Genomic DNA, 15,765 nt, shown 5'->3' with positions numbered 1-15,765 from the left:
CAGATGGAGCCTGACAAGGCAACACCCGATGCGGCTACTTCGTCTGATTGCCGCCATCCGAATGTGGGTCGCGTTTGCCCTTTGCGCCTTCCGTGTATGGATCGAACTTGCCGCGTCTCGATCCTTCTGTGTACGGGTCACGCTTGGCTTGCTTGGCGCCATCGGTATAGGCATCACGTTTGCCCTTTGCGCCTTCTGTGTACGGATCGAACTTGCCGCGTCTTGAGCCCTCTGTGTATGGATCGGGCTTGGCTTGCTTTGCGCCCTCCGTGTAGGGATCCACCTTGCTGGCTTTTTCTCCGTCGCCGTTCTGTGCCGTATCGGGCTGACTCTGCGCGTACACCGACGCAGAGGCTGCTGCGACGACGAGCAGAGTCATCATGAGTTTCCTGTGCATTTTGAGCTCCTGCAAACAAGTCAAGTCCAACCGTTGGATCAAGACCTTTTCCATTCGGCACGTCCATGTCCGATGGCTATTTCAAGAATAGGTAGCTATCAGAGACCCTCGTTGAGAAAAATCAAGCTGCTCTCTCTCGTCTGTGCCTGTATGGCACAGGGCACATGGAAATTGTCTTTGGGCGGGCGTATTTCCATTCACAGCCACAAGCCGTCAGGCGCCTGGCGCACTCCTGGACTTCGCCTGCGGTTGCGACGAAGGTCGGGCTTGCGTAGCCGATGCAGCGATCGCGTTGAAGGTGTTGACCAAGGTCTGCCAGGAGTCAAGAGACGCGATCAACAGTTGTGCAGGAGATGCAGCCGTTCCGGGACGATGTTGGAACTGGTCGTTCCACTCTGTCGCCTGGCGCAGATATGACCGCTGCGCTTCATTGAGAAGGTCGGCCCACTGGCGAACAGTGCTCGCACTTTGGTTGGCCTGCAGCTTCATGTACGCGCTCTGCGCCGAGGCCAGTGCGGTCCAGTCTTTGACTGCATCCAACTGGCCCTCCAACTGGGACAGGTTATCCAATGCGGTTTCTGCCATCTTGACGCGAAGGCGCGCGAGCTGAAGCTCGCTATCCACGAAGAACTCCGCAGCGCGGCTGGCATCGCGCATGGTGGCGCAGGCGAGGGTGCAGACGGCATCAGTAGGCTGTTGCATCACGATCTCCGGTTGATATGACTGGAGATTAGGCACTTCGGTATTGCCGGATTTGACCTGACGCAAGTCTCCAGATCGGCTTGTCGGGCGCTCCTGAGGGGTCGGTTTTCTTGGGGCGGTTAGCTGCCTGAGCCAAAGACGTTACGGCGGGGGCGATGCGTTCGGGCGTGATGTCGATCAACGCTCTCAGGGCGGTGTTGCCTAGCATGGAGTCATCCGCGCAAAGGGAGCACGTCGATGCGGGCAGGGCCTCTGAACCGTCCAGGCGGACCATCACCTCTGAGTACCGCTGTACTTGCAGATCGCTATCTTGCGCCCGGCGAAACGACGTGCAATGACGTATTCAAGCGGGTTGCCCATGCGCTTGCCGCTGCAGAGCAGCCAGACCAGCGCGCACATTTCACGCGCTTGTTCTACGCCAATCTGCTGCAAGGCGCCATTGGAGCGGGGCGCATCATGGCGAACGCGGGAAGTGCGAATCACGGGACGATGGTCAACTGCTTCGTGCATCCTATCGGCGCTAGCGAGCAATCCGTCGCAGACGCTTCCGATGTCGAACGCGCTTTGCATGCAGCACAGCGCACCTTGCAGATGGGTGGCGGGGTCGGCTACGACTTCTCGGTCATCGCCCCTGCTGATGCCGAGCAGGCAACGTCGTACAGCGGAACTGGAAGCGTCTGTGCCGTCCTCGACTCATTTGATCGGGTATGCACAACACAAGCGCTCGTCAACACGCGAGGTGGGGCGCAGATGGCCGTTCTGCGCTGTGACCACCCCGACCTGGCCGCTTTCATCACTGCCAAGCGCGGGCGCAAGCGCTGGGCAACGTTCAACCTATCGGTTGCCGTTACCGACGCGTTCATGCAAGCGGTTGCCGATGACGGTCTCTGGTGCCTGCAGCATCGAGCCGTGCCCAATGCACAACGGCTGGCGACAGGCGCCCACGCGCTGTCTAACGGCAAGTGGTGCTACGCAGTCGTTCCCGCACGGCAGCTTTGGAACATGATCGCGGAAGCCGCGCATCACAGTGCAGAGCCGGGTCTGCTGTTCATCGATACGATCAACGCTGCCAATGACCTTGCCGAGATCGAGACGATTGCCGCAACCAATCCTTGTGGAGAACAACCATTGCCGCCCTGGGGCAGCTGTGTACTGGGGCCGATTGATGTATCCAGGTGGGTGCAGTGGCCGTTTGGAATGGGCGGTCAACCACTGTTCGATTTCGTCGGCCTGAGCCAGGCGGTGCGTGTTCAAGTCAGAATGCTCGACAACGCGATCGAGATCACACGCTGGCCGTTGCCTGAGCATATGCACGAGGCCCAGGCCAAACGCAGGATCGGCGTAGGCGTGACCGGCCTTGCCGATGCTCTCACAATGATGTGCCTGCCTTACGACGCTCCGGCAGCACGATGCTTCGCCGCTCAGATCGGGCGATGCTTGCGTGATAACGCCTACGCAGCTTCGGCCGCATTGGCATGCGAGCGCGGGCCGTATCCGCTGTTCAGTCCGGAACGCAGTCTTGCTTCCGGACATTTCAGCGCCGCATTGCCCAAGGCCGTGTGCGAAGCTGTCGCAAAGCACGGACTGCGCAATAGCCACCTCCTCTCCCTGGCACCAACGGGTAGCGTAAGCCTGGCGTTTGGAGATAACTGCTCCAGTGGTATCGAACCTGCGTTCGATTGGGTGTATCAGCGTCGCGTGCGTATCCAACATCGCGCGCCGCAGCTTTACCGTATTGAGAACCGCGCCTACAGGCTTTTCCGGGCGCTGTACGGACAGCGTGCAGCGTTGCCCGGCTACTTTGTCACCGCAAGGCAGATTGATGGGCTCGACCACTTGCGCATGGTGGCGACGCTGCAACCGTTTGTTGATGCATCCATTTCAAAGACGGTCCTTCTTCCCTGCAGCGCGTCGTGCGCACAGGTTGCGGCACTGCTCTTTCACGCATGGCAGTTGCGACTCAAAGGCATCACGATCTTCAGGCCGGACACCGGTCCGGACGACGTGCTCTCCGAGCTGCCCCCGTTGAACGGTCGCCCCACGTGCTTCTGTTGAGCAACCCAGCCAGCGCCTAATCCAGATCCAGCTCTGGATGGTCCGACAGAACGTCGGCCCGTGAGCGGCACGCACGCAGCGGATCGTCCGGCCCGATCCATGCCGCGCGCACATTGGCGCAGACATCACGAAAGCGGGCGGTGGGGATGCCCATGCGATTGGCCGCCGTGGCCCAGTGTGTGAAGACTTTCGAATGCACAGCCAGATACTTCTGGCGAGTGTCTGGATCTCGCGGAAACATGCCATCCGCAGTGGAGAAGTCGGGGCACCTGAGGTAGAGGTTGAACCAGAAGAGCGCAGCGTACGCCCGGAGAATCTCCTCCACCGACTCTGGGCACGTCGTATCGAAGGCAATCTGCGGGCAGGGGCAATCGGTCGCACAGAAAAATGTCGTACGCATGTTTGCGCGCTCCCGGTTATCCGACGTGTTGACTGTGTTGGGCGGCGGGATACGTTCTCAGTGGATTGGTGAGGGCTTCCACCGTAACCGTCATGTCCAGGCCGCCGACGCCAGGCAAGCGGAGCAGGGCCCTCTTCAGAGACTTCAGCGGGCTGGCATTGCCGACGTGGCCCGCCATGCGGATGCGACCGTGCTCCGCGCTGACATGGATTTCGCTCGCCAGCGTCGGGGCAAACCAATCGGTTGCCGTCTTTGCCAGCACGGCAAGCGCCGGATCGGGGAGCAGACTGGAATTGGCTACCGGAAGAAATGCCGTCGCCAACGCGTCTTCGTTCATGGGCTCAAGGGGTGCCGCTTTCGCGAACTGAGGAGGGACGAATGCTTGAGCGATCATGGCGAACTCGGTGTGTCGAAGCGTCTTGCTACCACTGTAGTAGACGGCTCGGAAGCGCATTTGATCGTGAGCAAAGCTGGAGCCATCGCCAGAAGCCTTCGAAAGGCTCCGGATTGTCTTTGCTATGCGTATCCGGCGTTGAACATGGCCGAGTTTGAAGTTTCATCCGACCGGTCAACGTAGCCTTCCCGCACATCGGCGATCATGCAATCCGTGGTCAACAACAGGGCGGCAATCGACACGGCGTTCTGCAATGCGGTGCGCACCACCTTGACAGGGTCGACTACGCCCAACTCCAGCATGTCGCCATAACGATCGGACGCAGCGTCGTAGCCGTGCGATCCCTCACCGGAGAGCACCTGGTGAACGACTGCCTGTGCATCGGCTCCTGCGTTGGCTGCGATCTGGAGCATCGGCGCGGCCAGGGCGGTGTGCACGATATGGGCACCCGCTTGTTGCTCGGCATTGGGCGCGGTCCATGCATCGATGGCGGAACGCGCTCGGAGTAGAGCAACGCCACCGCCCGCCACGATGCCTTCCTCAACGGCGGCACGCGTGGCGTGAAGGGCATCCTGGAAGCGGTTCTTGCGCTCGTGCAACGCAGCCTCGGTTGCCGCGCCCACCTTGATGACGGCAACGCCACCGCTCAGGCGTGCAAGCCGTCGCTGAAGCTGCTCGCGGTCGTAGTCCGTCTTTGCCTCGTTGAGCTGTGCCCGCAATTGGGCAACGCGCTGCTCCACTGCGGCCTTTGCCGTATCGCCCGCGATGAGTGTGGTCGCATCCTTGGTGGTTTCCGTACGGTGTACGTGGCCGAGCTGATCAAGCGTCGCATGCTCCAATGAAACGCCGGTCTGCGATGAGATGACGGTCGCACCAGTCAGCGCAGCAAGGTCGGCCAGTTGCTCCGTGCGCGACTCGCCAAAGCCGGGCGAACGGATCGCGCAGCTCTTGAGCGTGCCGCGCAGATTGTTGACGACGAGCGTGGCCAACGCTTCGCCTTCCACTTCGTTGGCAATGACCAGTAGTGGCTTGCCGGTACCGGACACGGCTTCAAGAACCGGCAGCAGTTGGGCGACCGCGCCGATCGTGGCGTCGCACAACAGCACCCAGGGTTCTTCCAGCACGACGGCCCGGCTTTCGGTGGTGGCAAAGAACGGCGATAGAAACCCGCGGTCCACGCGTGCGCCTTTCGCGATCTCGACCTGGTCTTCAAGCCTCGAGCCGTCTTCCACGCTGATAGCGCCGTCCTTGCCGACCTGTTCAACCGCGCGCGCCACCAGCGAGCCCACGGTTTGGTCGCCGCTGGCGGAAATCGTGGCGATCTGCCGCATTTCGTCTACGGTCGTGCAGGGGCGTGCCATGTCGTGGAGCTGTTGCGCAACCACGGCACCTGCGGCCTCAATGCCGCGCCTGAGCTGCATCGGGTCGTGCCCGGCTTCCACGTATTTCACGCCCTCGGCCACGATGGCGTGCGCCAACGTGGTGGCGGTGGTCGTGCCGTCACCTGCGACCTCGCTGGTGCGCGCCGCTGCCTCGCACAGCAGCCGAGCGCCCATATCGGCGAATGGCTCGCGCAGTGCAATGGAGCGTGCAACCACAACGCCGGAGTTGGCGACCATGGGCGTCATGCCCGGCCGTTCGATGATCACGTTGCGTCCCCCAGGGCCGAGCGTCACCTTGACGGCCCTGGCCAACAGGTCGATTCCGTTGAGCATCATCCTGCGGGCGGTTTGATGGAAGACGAGGGTCCTGGCTATCATGGTCAACTCACATTGGGTCGGGTGTGCCGCGGCGTACGGCTTCGCTTACAGAAACAGAAGGTGCCGCCGCCGGCATTGCACGCCACGCACGGGCTGTTGTCTTTCAGGTTAGCCATGACGGAGGGCGCGGGGTTGGGCTGGATCAAAGGTTGCGCCATATCAACGCGCTCCGGTGCGCATCGACCATTGTGGGGTGAGGGAAGCGAACGGATTCTCAAGGAGGAGCCGACCATGCTGCGGTTACAGAGCCTCTTGCGGGCTGCGCTGGTTGCAACGTCTCTCGTATCGACACACGCGGCATTGGCGCAGGCACCCGCCCCCGAGCCACTACACCATCCGAGCCCCGATTTCTGCGCGCAGATGCGCAATGCCCGGACACCGGCAGAACGCCGTGCGTTGATGCAGCGCATGCAGGATATTCACGGCTTGAACGAGTCGGATCGGATGAGCGGCCGGGCACGAGGAGGGATGCCCGGCGGCACGATGAACAGGCGATCGTGGCGGGCCATGTACGAGGAGGGGTGTCTGAATGAAGATGCCTCTGCCGTGCGTCCCGTTCCACATGTGCAAGGAGGCGTGGCTTATGTGTCAGGAGGGGTGGGGCAGGATTCGGTGGATGCAATGCGTGGCGTTGCAGCGAACTACAACCTGCGCTTGACGTTCATCGACCAAGGCGGGGCGTACGTTTCAGATGTCGATATCCGTATTCGCTCCGCGGACGGGGCGGTGTCCCTGGCGGTCGTATCGGAAGGCCCGCTGTTCTACGCTCACCTGCCGCGTGGCCAGTACCAGGTCAGTGCGTCTTATAACGGCGTGGTACGTCAGGGCACGCTTGTGGTGCCGGCACATGGAGCGATCGTGCGCACGATGACTTGGCCCCGCTAAAGGACTCGGTAGCGACGTCGGCAAACGATGTGTTTTTCAGGATGGCGAAGCATGCGTGGCGCCGGCATTCTTCGCCCTGCCACTTCATTGATACGTGGTCGTTTCAACCGGGGTCAATACGGCATAGCGCGCAGCAAGCTCCCTGCCGAGCAAGATACCCGCGCTGAAGGCAAGCTCGCGGGAAACGTAGCCTTCAGCGCTGGCGGCGGAAATCCAGGACGAGCATTTTCCACCGGGCGACACGAACCGGCACTCGCATTCCCAGCGCTTGTCCCTTCGCCGCTTTGTACGAACATCCACCCAACCCCGCCCGGCTTGAACGGTCAAGCTCACATGCCCCCCTTGGCTCCGATGGTTGCTTTCGACTGCCCACGGACCATCTCGCGTCGCAACGCGAACTCGACTTCTCTGAACGCTTCGCAAAGTGCCGCTCGGGCGTCCTCGCCAGTGGCGTGGCCCGAGAGGTGGCGATCGTGGCGCGTCATCACATCAATGTGAACCCTGACGGATTGGATGGGTGTCTGCTGTCGAGGCAGTTGAATCAACTTGACGCGGCAACGTACGATCTCCGCTTGAAACCTGGCCAGGCTGCTCGCCTGTTTGATGACAGCATCCTCGGTCGCTTTGGAGTACGGAAAGTCCCGAAATGAAATGTCCAATGGCAAGGTCACGCTCGAACTCCTTGACCCAATGTCGGGCGCTGCCACGACTTCAAGGGCAGAACAAAACTTCAAGGTCGCATCCTGTCAACCGGACGACGCGGCCGGAGCGCAGTCGCTCGGGCCGCGAGTAAGACCAGGATCGGCGCAGCAGCGAATCGTGCAGCGATTTGCTGCCATCCGTCCTCCGCTGTTTTTGCGATGAGCTGTCCGTTACATCAGCCCCCGTTTACGGGGATGGTCTTGGAAGCCGCCTGCGCCGCATCCGTCTTGGGCAGCGTCACCGTCAATACGCCGTTCTTGAAGCTGGCCTGGATCTTGTCTGTATCGACGCCGTCTGGCATGCGGAATGACCGCTCGAACGCCCCGAAGTGGCGTTCATGCAAGTAGTAGTCCTTTTGTTTTTCTTCCTTCTCTTCCTGCTTCTCGCCTTTGATGGTCAAGCCGCCGTTGACCAGCTTGACCTCGACGTCCTTCTCTTCCATGCCAGGCAGGTCGGCTTTGATCTCGTAAGCCTTGTCGGTTTCGACAACGTCCACTGCGGGCGCGGACGTCAATGCCCATTCGCGCCGCCAGAACGGCGCGATATCCAGCGCGGCGCGATGAAACGGAAAGAGATGAAATCCGCGGTCGAAATCATCGAAGACACGTGCAACCTCTTGCCGCAGGTTGTCGAATGCGCGCCAGGGTTGCATGCCACCGGCTTGTTTGGTCGATGCTTCCGAGCCGGTCTTCACGGGAAGCTTGGTATCGGATTCAGCCATGATGCTTTCTCCTATGCAGGTACGGGGAGAAACCATTCTGGACGCAGATGCGAACAACATCTTGATGGGCATCAACCGTTCTATGCCGTCGATGTTTCGGCTCATGGTTTGTGTGCGCATTGCGTTTCACCGGCGATCACGCAAACGATCTCGCCGTTGCCCGAACGGTATTGATAAGAGCATTGGTCCCCTCGGGTCATCAAAAACAGCGCGCATTCACGTTCCTGACCTTGATCAGAAAGCCATGCGCGAAGCGTTGGATGGAGTCGCCGTGCCACCTACGATGGAACAGAGGAAGCACAGATCCAGAGGACACGCGATGATCAAGGTGCTGATAGCGGACGACCATGCCGTCTTTCGTGAGGGATTGGGTCGGATCCTGAGCGATGCGAGCGATATCGAGGTTGTCGGCGAGGCTATCGATGGTGCATCCACCATTGATCTGGTGCGCAATACACCGGCCGACGTCATCGTGTTGGACTTGTCGATGCCCGGCCGCAGTGGCATTGACCTGATCGCCCAGGTTCACAGAGACGTTCCGCAACTCAAGATCCTGGTTCTGACCATGCATGCTGAGGACCAGTACGCACTGCGCGCGTTGCGAGCCGGGGCGGTCGGCTATCTGACGAAAGAGGGAGCGGTCAAGGAGCTTGAAAAGGCCATCCGCAAAGCCGCATCGGGCGGTACGTACATGACGCAGGCCGTGGCTGAGCTACTGATACACAATCTCGGGGATCCTGCAGACAGGCTGCTTCATCAGCGGCTCAGCGACCGGGAGTTCGATATCTTCCTGCGCTTGTCTAGAGGCGATTCACTGGCGACCATCGCGCACGATCTCTGCATCAGCAAGAAAACCGTCAGCACCTATAAGGCACGCATTCTTGAGAGGATGAACTTGCCAAATGACGTCGCCCTGGTTCGGTATGCGCTCAGCCACGGGTTGGCATGAGGCTGGCCGGAGCGACCGTCGCGGCGATGTCGGATTACATTGCTTTTGGCCCGGCACCGGAAGCTGGCAGCGGCAATTGCGGAGATGTGGCCATCGTTTGCGGAATGGTGAGTTCGATCAACGTTCCGGATTCTGGCGACGATTCGATGCTTAAGCTCCCGCGTACGAGATAGGCGCGCTCACGTAAGCCCACAAGCCCGAAAGACAGATCCTTTCTCGGATGGGCGGGGTCAAAACCGATGCCATCGTCCTGCACGGAAAGCTGGACGGTGGGCGCCTCATAGAGCAGGCGTACATGTACAGCCGACGCGCCGGCATGGCGCGCTACATTGGCCAAGCACTCCTGCAGGACGCGATAGACGGTGGATGCAAAAGGCTCGGAAAGTTCAAAATGCCCGGGTACGATCTTCAGTTCGCACTGAATGCGGTGGCGCCGTTGAAATGACTCGACAAGCCATCTGCACGCAGGTACGAGGCCGAGATCATCGAGCATGGAGGGGCGCAGATCGGACGCGAGACGACGTGTCGCACGGATCATGTCATCTACGGCGTGTTCCATTGCGCCCAAGCGTTCGGCAACCGGCGCGTTCGTTGCATCAAGCTTGTGCTCCAACATCTGCATGTCGACCTTGAGCGCCGCCAACGATTGAGCAAGCTCATCGTGAAGCTCGCGTGAAAGGCGCCGCCGCTCTTCCTCACGCGCCCTCGAGCTGATCGCTGCCAGCTCACGCAATTCCTCTCTCGAGCGTTCGAGCGCATGTTCGGCGCGCTTACGCTCGGTGATTTCCAGTCGAAGCTCGCTGTTCGTGGCGCTCAGTTGGGCGGTGCGGTCTTTGACGCGCTGCTCGAGATGCTCGTTCGCCGCATTCAGCTGTTGCGTTTTCTTCAAGGCGCCTGCGCGCGCTGCGCTCTCGTTATCCAGTGCTTTCACCAGCATGGCGTAAAGCCTGGCGTGTTCGATGATCAGCGCGACCAGAACAAAGCTGGAAGCGACAAGACCATAGGCGCGGCCGGCGTAAAAACCGAGATCGAACCGCCTGTGGTTGAACACGGCAGAAAGTGCCACCTCAAATGCCGAAATGACGGCGACCACCGTACACCATAGATTCAGCAACGAGTGGCCGCGATGTCGCCACAGAATTGCTGCGGCCAGCACATTCAGCATCCACACAATGCTGACCGTCGTTGACATGGCGCCGGTATATCCGTTCCCGCGCATGATGGCCGGCAAGAGAGACGGCTGGGTCGCCATCGCAGTCAGCCCATAAGCCAAAAGCAGCACGATGCCAGCAGCCCATAGAACGGGGGAGACGGCGCGCGACCACCTGATACGCCGTGTTCGCTCGTTCTCTTGCAGAAGGGCATAGCCGATCAGGGACAGTGGAAACCCTCCGTGCCAGAACATGTAAAGCCACGCTGTCGTTTGCGGGCCCGCACCCAACAGCCCCGATGCAGAGAACAGCCCAGGGAAACTGAGCATGTGCACCGCCGCGACCGTGGCGGTAAAGAAGTAGCCGGATGACAGGACCAGCAATCCGGGAGAGCGCAGCAGGGTGAACTGCCCGACCAGCATCGCAGCGGTGACAAGGTCGTTGATGACGACCGCGGATTCATAGACGGGAATGAACCCCCAGACCTGCGCGAGTTGCCATTGAGCAAACGGCAATACCGCCACAAAGACCACGACGGACGCCAGCATCACTGCCGTGACCAGGCGCTGCTGATTGGGTCGGGGCAAGACGGTCGACAGGAAGATGCGGGGATCGCTCCCTGGGTCGCTCAAGATGCTCTCCAATAACTGGAACCTGCGCTCGCGCACGCTGCCCCGGAATGTTGGGCTGGACCTCAGGCGTGCTGGCTTCAAACCTTGTCAGGTTTTCCTGACATGCGGAGCGCTATCGGGCTGATGCGCTTTTCGTCCCAGGCCGCTTACTCGCGTTGGCTCGCCTCTGTAGTGTTCAACCTTAGCTTGCAAGCGCACGTATCAATATGAGGCAGCGCAGACATTCCGTTGATGAGCGCCACGCAAGTACGGAAGTCAGGCGCGCGATCGCTGTCTGATCGGCCGGCTGATCCACAAGTGAATCGCTGGCCGTGAGCCCGTTCCGGCTGCATGCACAGGAGTCCATTTTCATGTCGAGCGAAATCAAGGCAATGCACGTAGCAAGCTTCCTGCGGCTGTCTGCCCGCTACATTGACGGGGCACGGACAGGCGAAAACAGCAGCGGCGAAGTGGCACTCGTGCCAGTCGTACCGCGAAATAGTGCGCGGGCAGCAGCGAGGCCATCAGCCCCCGCGGTAAGAGTGATCAGGTTACGCCAGCCCCAGGGTTATGGGGCCAGATGAGCTTGCGCCAGCTACGCCGCAAGGTGCGGTAGCCGCTACGTATCGCTACCGGCAGGATGCGCCGCACGCTCGGCAGCGCAGCCTTGTGCGCTTTCGGCAAGTACCTTATGAGATCAATTGCCTCGGATCGAGTCCGTTTCGCCCCTTGTTGACGTGAGTCAAGCCGTAACCGGCCCTTGTGCCGAATATCGAGGGTAAAGCCGGTGCTTCTTCGGCTTGGCATGCGCTGTGTGCAACGTCGCACGCGGCCAATCGATCGAGGGTCCTGATGAGCCTGCTCGAGCTTCGCCACTTGACCAAACGTTTCGGCCCGAATGTTGTCGTCGACGATGTCAGCTTCTCGGTGGATGCGGGTGAGTTCTTTACGCTGGTGGGGCCGTCAGGATGCGGGAAGTCCACCCTGTTGCGGCAGATCGGTGGCTTTCTGGAGCCCGACCTGGGTGAGATCCTGTTCGAGGGGCGCAACCTCGCGGGCATCCCGCCGGAGGCGCGACCGATTCACACTGTCTTCCAGAGCTACGCGCTGTTTCCACATATGACGGTCGCCGGCAACATCTCCTTTGCGTTGCGGATGCGAAGACTGCCGCGAAGAAAGATTGCGCAGCGTGTGGAAGCCTTGATCGAGGACGTACGCTTGCAAGGCCATGAGAACCACTTCCCGCATGAACTCTCAGGCGGCCAGCGGCAGCGCGTAGCCATTGCTCGGGCCTTGGCTGCTGATCCGCGCCTGCTGTTGTTGGATGAGCCGCTCTCGGCGTTGGATGCTGCGCTGCAAGCCCAGATGCAACACGAGTTGATTGCGTTGCAGCAGCAAGTCAAGGTGGCGTTCGTGTATGTGACGCACGATCAGGTTCACGCATTGGCGCTGTCCCAGAGAATTGCCGTTATGCAAGCGGGCCGCGTTGTTCAGATCGATAAGCCCGAGATTATCTACCGTCAACCCATGACGCGCTTTGTGGCAGGCTTCATCGGCGCATGCAACCTGCTGGATGGAACGGTCGAGCGCGCGGCGGACGGTTGTCTGCAAGTCCGGGTCGATGGCCTCGGTGCATTGCGCGTCAATTCTGCTGAACCCTTGGTGCTAGGCAGCCGAGGCACTGTCGCGATCCGTCCCGAGCAGATTCGGCTTCAGCGGGGACAAATCAAGGCTGCGGATGATCAATCATCCAGCTGGCCGGGCGTCATCCGCGACCGGCTCTACCAAGGCGACGTGACGCTGTACACGGTTGAACTTGCCAGCGGCCCACGCTTGCAAACCATGGTGGCGAACGCCGCCACCGCCGAGGCGGGGCAGTTTCAGCAGGGCGATCCAGTAGGGCTGACGTGGCCAGAAACGGCCGGTGTATTCCTATGTCACTGAACGTTTGTCTATGGATTCCAGCACGCGGTCAGATGGGTGGATGCGTTGGGTAGCATGGGCGGTCCCGACGATGTACCTGCTCGCATTGGTTGCCATACCAACAGCCATCATGTTGCTGGCGGCGTTCAGACTACCGGGGGAGAGTGGTGGGCTCGTTCCTCTTTTTTCCACAGAGAACGGGAGTCTTGCTTTCAGCGATACGGTACACACCGGCCGTTGGCGAGACCTGTTCACGTTGGACAATGTCTCGATCCTGTTCAGCAACCGTCTGTATGCCTTGTTGTTCCTGAAGTCGGCGGGATACGCAGTACTGACGACGCTGATTTGCCTGACCGCCGCGTACCCTTTGGCATGGGTTATTGCCAGCAGCGGGCAACGCTGGCGCAACATTTTGCTGCTTCTGGTGATCTTGCCGTTCTGGTCCAATTTTCTGGTGCGCGTTTATGCCTGGATGATCATTCTGAGCCCGCGCGGCTATGTCATGCGCGGGCTCAATGGTGTTCTGGTCTTGCTGGGTACGCAACCGATTGACGTGCTCTTTACGCCTGCCGCAGTGGTCATCGTGCTGGTCTATGTGCACTTGCCATTTATGGTTCTGCCGCTCTATGCCAACCTGGAGAAGCACGATCCACTCCTGATCGATGCCGCTCGTGATCTGGGTGCGAACGTTTGGCAGCGGTTCTGGCAGGTGACGTGGCCATTGTCGCTGCCCGGCGTGTGGGCTGGAGCGGCACTCGTATTCATTCCGTGCTTCGGCATCTTTGCTGTGCCCGAACTGGTGGGGGGGACGCGCGCCATCTTGATCGGCAATCTGATCAAGCAGCAGTTTCTGGATAACCGGGACTGGCCGCTGGGTTCCGCGCTATCTCTTGCGCTGGTCGGTGCCGTACTGGGCATCATGGGGCTCGCATCGGTGGCAGCGCGGCCACGACATGGTGCATGGGTTCGCGGTCATCGTGCAGCGAGCAAACGTGTACGCGCAGCGGAATTGGAGGCGGCCCCATCGATGATGAACAGGGAGGCATCATGAAGCGGGAGCGTATCGGTTGGCCCGCATTGTTCGGGGGTGGCGTGTGCTTGTTCCTATATGCGCCACTGCTGCTGGTTGTGGCGTACTCGTTCAATGATTCGCGCCTGAACGCCGAGTGGACCGGCTTCACATTGCGCTGGTATGGCGTGCTGGCCAGAGACCTAGCCATGCAGCGAGCAGCATGGAATTCGTTGATGATCGCGGTGGAAGCTGCTGTCTGCGCCAGCGTATTGGGCACGCTGGCAGCCTTCGCGATGTACCGATACCGGCCCCGCGCGTTGACCGCCCTGGTGATCGCACCTGTTGCGATCCCGGAAGTCTTGATGGGTGTTTCGCTGCTGCTGTTCTTTGTATCGATCAACCTGGAACTCGGCCTGCTTACCGTGGTGCTGTCGCACATCACCTTCTGCGTCGGCTTTGTCGCCGTGGTGGTGCGTTCCCGCCTGGAAGGGTTGGACGACAGTTTGATCGATGCTGCCCGCGATCTGGGAGCGACCCCACTCCAGGCAATCTGGTATGTGGTGCTGCCACTGATCCTGCCCAGAGTGGCAGCCGGCGCGCTACTCGCGTTCACGTTATCCATGGATGATTTCGTGGTGACGTTCTTCACTTCAGGGCCTCGCCAACCGACGCTACCGATCCAGATCTACTCGATGATCCGCATTGCGGTCACGCCGGAGGTCAACGCTGTTTCATCCATCCTGATGCTGATTACGCTGGCAGCCTCGCTGGCTGCTTTTCGGATGTCGCGAGACGTCTGGCGGGTACATGTATGAAGCCCGGGTCGATCAGCAGAATCGTCAAGGCGACTTGCTTGCTGGTCGTTGGTGTCTCGTTCGCGTTGTTGCCCCGTTGCACTGCGGCCGAAACGAGAGCGCTGGCCGAACTGAACGTATTCAACTGGAACAACTCGCTCTCGCAGGACACGATTGAACAGTTTCAGGCGAAATGCCATTGCAAGGTCAACCTCTCGTATTACGGCTCGATGGAAGAGGCGCTTGCCAAGCTGGCGGGCGGCGCTCGCGGCTTCGACGTTATCGGGCCGAGCAACTATGGCATCCCCGCGCTTGTGCGGCTGGGTGCACTGCAGCCCCTGAACAAGGCCGCCATTCCCAACGCCGCCAATATTGAACCTGCCTATCTGGATACACCACAGGATCCGCACAACGTCTTCTCTCTGCCCTATGACTTCACCATCACGCTGATCGGGTACAACGAGGCGCGAATACGCGAGTTGGGACTGGACCCGACGTCTTGGTCTCTTGTATTCGATCCGAAGGTGCTGTCCAAGATTCGAGGCAAGGTCACCGTGCTGGACGATCCCCGCGAGGTGATTGCAGCGGCGCTGCGCTACAAGGGCTATTCGGCTAACTCAACGAGCGCAGCGCAGTTGAGCGAGGCGATTGAAGCCATTCGGCAAGCCATGCCGTACTGGGCAGCATTCAATAGTCAAAGCTATATCCGTGAGTTGACGGTCGGAAACATCTGGGTGGCGCTTGGATATTCCAACGATATCTTCCAGGCCAAAACGGATGCACTGAACGCAAAACGGCCGTTCTCCATCAAGGAAGCGCTACAGAAGGAAGGTAACGGCATGACTGGGGACAGCTTTGTCATATCCAGAACTGCCCCGCATCCTGAATTAGCGCACCGATTCATCAATTTCATGCTGCAGCCCAAGATTGCAGCACAGCTGACGAACACGCTAGGCTCAGGTAATCCCAACCGCGCGGCACATGCCTATATCCGCGCAGAACTGCTGAGCGATCCTGCCATCAATCCTGGCCCCGAAGAACGTAAACGGCTCGAGCAACTGACCGATCTGGACAGCCAGACACGGCGCGCCTGGAATCGTGCATGGACCGAGCTCAAGATGGGGCAGTAAGGCTTGAAACGAATGTGGGGGGTCGGCCACAACTGAAGTTCACGACTATTTGATTAGAGCCGTTTATTGCTTCTCTAAGCGGATACAGGTGCTTTAGAGCGAAATAATGGCAACCATAAGGTTACTGGCAACGTGTTGGAAATCGCCCTAACTTAATGAATCGGGCCGTCACTCATTGC

15 protein-coding genes are annotated in these 15,765 nt (G+C 60.0%); 7 read left to right on the top strand and 8 right to left on the bottom strand.

The features are described 5' to 3' along the window. Window positions 1–34: 34 nt before the first annotated feature. Together RP6297_RS21505 and RP6297_RS21500 are read right to left on the bottom strand one after the other, a co-directional pair. Window positions 35–397 (bottom strand): hypothetical protein, encoded by a 363-nt coding sequence (locus RP6297_RS21505; RefSeq protein ID WP_009241764.1) that lies wholly within the window; start codon window positions 395–397, stop codon window positions 35–37. Between the two features lie 213 nt (window positions 398–610). Further along, window positions 611–1,165 carry a hypothetical protein gene (locus RP6297_RS21500; RefSeq protein WP_223293297.1) on the bottom strand — a complete coding sequence of 185 codons (555 nt, stop codon included), beginning with the start codon at window positions 1,163–1,165 and terminating at the stop codon, window positions 611–613. A gap of 171 nt (window positions 1,166–1,336) precedes the next feature. On the opposite strand from RP6297_RS21500, the gene RP6297_RS21495 reads away from it, so the two are divergent. After that, window positions 1,337–3,154: an adenosylcobalamin-dependent ribonucleoside-diphosphate reductase gene (locus tag RP6297_RS21495; protein ID WP_009241762.1), complete on the top strand. Its 1,818-nt coding sequence runs from the start codon at window positions 1,337–1,339 to the stop codon at window positions 3,152–3,154. A 16-nt stretch (window positions 3,155–3,170) separates the two neighbouring features. On the opposite strand, the gene RP6297_RS21490 is transcribed toward RP6297_RS21495, so the two are convergent. The 3 genes from RP6297_RS21490 to groL form a co-directional block, all read right to left on the bottom strand. After that, on the bottom strand, window positions 3,171–3,554 hold the full coding sequence (locus tag RP6297_RS21490) for a hypothetical protein (RefSeq protein WP_009241761.1): 384 nt from the start codon (window positions 3,552–3,554) through the stop codon (window positions 3,171–3,173). A gap of 16 nt (window positions 3,555–3,570) precedes the next feature. Beyond that, the gene (locus RP6297_RS21485; protein ID WP_009241760.1) at window positions 3,571–3,948 is read right to left on the bottom strand and encodes a hypothetical protein; all 378 of its coding nucleotides are present in this window, start codon (window positions 3,946–3,948) and stop codon (window positions 3,571–3,573) included. A 122-nt stretch (window positions 3,949–4,070) separates the two neighbouring features. Beyond that, window positions 4,071–5,708 (bottom strand): chaperonin GroEL, encoded by a 1,638-nt coding sequence (groL, locus tag RP6297_RS21480; RefSeq protein ID WP_009241759.1) that lies wholly within the window; start codon window positions 5,706–5,708, stop codon window positions 4,071–4,073. Between the two features lie 114 nt (window positions 5,709–5,822). Here groL and RP6297_RS21475 point away from each other — a divergent pair, with 114 nt between their 5' ends. After that, on the top strand, window positions 5,823–6,593 hold the full coding sequence (locus tag RP6297_RS21475; protein WP_223293296.1) for a hypothetical protein: 771 nt from the start codon (window positions 5,823–5,825) through the stop codon (window positions 6,591–6,593). 329 nt (window positions 6,594–6,922) lie between these two features. Here the strand turns inward: RP6297_RS21475 and RP6297_RS21470 are convergent, their stop codons facing one another. Continuing rightward, window positions 6,923–7,264, bottom strand: coding sequence for an HPF/RaiA family ribosome-associated protein (locus RP6297_RS21470; RefSeq protein WP_009241757.1), 342 nt, complete (start codon window positions 7,262–7,264; stop codon window positions 6,923–6,925). Between the two features lie 206 nt (window positions 7,265–7,470). Continuing rightward, window positions 7,471–8,136, bottom strand: coding sequence for an Hsp20/alpha crystallin family protein (locus tag RP6297_RS21465; protein ID WP_223293295.1), 666 nt, complete (start codon window positions 8,134–8,136; stop codon window positions 7,471–7,473). Between the two features lie 199 nt (window positions 8,137–8,335). Between RP6297_RS21465 and RP6297_RS21460 the strand changes: the two genes are divergently transcribed. After that, window positions 8,336–8,965 carry a response regulator gene (locus RP6297_RS21460; protein WP_009241755.1) on the top strand — a complete coding sequence of 210 codons (630 nt, stop codon included), beginning with the start codon at window positions 8,336–8,338 and terminating at the stop codon, window positions 8,963–8,965. Between the two features lie 34 nt (window positions 8,966–8,999). Here RP6297_RS21460 and RP6297_RS21455 read toward each other — a convergent pair whose 3' ends face one another. Beyond that, complete coding sequence (locus RP6297_RS21455; protein WP_009241754.1) at window positions 9,000–10,748, bottom strand: sensor histidine kinase; 1,749 nt, start codon at window positions 10,746–10,748, stop codon at window positions 9,000–9,002. 831 nt (window positions 10,749–11,579) lie between these two features. Between RP6297_RS21455 and RP6297_RS21450 the strand changes: the two genes are divergently transcribed. The 4 genes from RP6297_RS21450 (at window position 11,580) to RP6297_RS21435 (ending at window position 15,586) form a co-directional block, all read left to right on the top strand. Then, on the top strand, window positions 11,580–12,671 hold the full coding sequence (locus RP6297_RS21450; protein ID WP_009241753.1) for an ABC transporter ATP-binding protein: 1,092 nt from the start codon (window positions 11,580–11,582) through the stop codon (window positions 12,669–12,671). 70 nt (window positions 12,672–12,741) lie between these two features. Beyond that, window positions 12,742–13,701, top strand: a complete 960-nt coding sequence (locus RP6297_RS21445; RefSeq protein ID WP_009241752.1) for an ABC transporter permease — start codon at window positions 12,742–12,744, stop codon at window positions 13,699–13,701. 77 nt (window positions 13,702–13,778) lie between these two features. Further along, window positions 13,779–14,477 carry an ABC transporter permease gene (locus RP6297_RS21440; protein ID WP_223293294.1) on the top strand — a complete coding sequence of 233 codons (699 nt, stop codon included), beginning with the start codon at window positions 13,779–13,781 and terminating at the stop codon, window positions 14,475–14,477. After that, complete coding sequence (locus RP6297_RS21435) at window positions 14,474–15,586, top strand: ABC transporter substrate-binding protein (RefSeq protein WP_009241750.1); 1,113 nt, start codon at window positions 14,474–14,476, stop codon at window positions 15,584–15,586. Before RP6297_RS21440 ends, RP6297_RS21435 begins: the two co-directional genes overlap by 4 nt. Window positions 15,587–15,765 lie beyond the last annotated feature (179 nt).

It is taken from the genome of Ralstonia pickettii (assembly GCF_016466415.2).
GTDB lineage: Bacteria > Pseudomonadota > Gammaproteobacteria > Burkholderiales > Burkholderiaceae > Ralstonia > Ralstonia pickettii.
Note: the sequence above shows the minus strand (reverse complement) of the source record. Positions and strands in the feature narration are given on the sequence as shown.

What these genes read in the sequence shown, in the direction of transcription:
- RP6297_RS21485 (WP_009241760.1), bottom strand. Translation starts at nt 3,948, where the DNA reads ATGATCGCTCAAGCATTCGTCCCTCCTCAGTTCGCGAAAGCGGCACCC.
- RP6297_RS21450 (WP_009241753.1), top strand. Translation starts at nt 11,580, where the DNA reads ATGAGCCTGCTCGAGCTTCGCCACTTGACCAAACGTTTCGGCCCGAAT.
- groL (WP_009241759.1), bottom strand. Translation starts at nt 5,708, where the DNA reads ATGATAGCCAGGACCCTCGTCTTCCATCAAACCGCCCGCAGGATGATG.
- RP6297_RS21475 (WP_223293296.1), top strand. Translation starts at nt 5,823, where the DNA reads ATGACGGAGGGCGCGGGGTTGGGCTGGATCAAAGGTTGCGCCATATCA.
- RP6297_RS21460 (WP_009241755.1), top strand. Translation starts at nt 8,336, where the DNA reads ATGATCAAGGTGCTGATAGCGGACGACCATGCCGTCTTTCGTGAGGGA.
- RP6297_RS21445 (WP_009241752.1), top strand. Translation starts at nt 12,742, where the DNA reads ATGTACCTGCTCGCATTGGTTGCCATACCAACAGCCATCATGTTGCTG.
- RP6297_RS21490 (WP_009241761.1), bottom strand. Translation starts at nt 3,554, where the DNA reads ATGCGTACGACATTTTTCTGTGCGACCGATTGCCCCTGCCCGCAGATT.
- RP6297_RS21435 (WP_009241750.1), top strand. Translation starts at nt 14,474, where the DNA reads ATGAAGCCCGGGTCGATCAGCAGAATCGTCAAGGCGACTTGCTTGCTG.
- RP6297_RS21505 (WP_009241764.1), bottom strand. Translation starts at nt 397, where the DNA reads ATGCACAGGAAACTCATGATGACTCTGCTCGTCGTCGCAGCAGCCTCT.
- RP6297_RS21495 (WP_009241762.1), top strand. Translation starts at nt 1,337, where the DNA reads ATGCGGGCAGGGCCTCTGAACCGTCCAGGCGGACCATCACCTCTGAGT.
- RP6297_RS21465 (WP_223293295.1), bottom strand. Translation starts at nt 8,136, where the DNA reads ATGCGCACACAAACCATGAGCCGAAACATCGACGGCATAGAACGGTTG.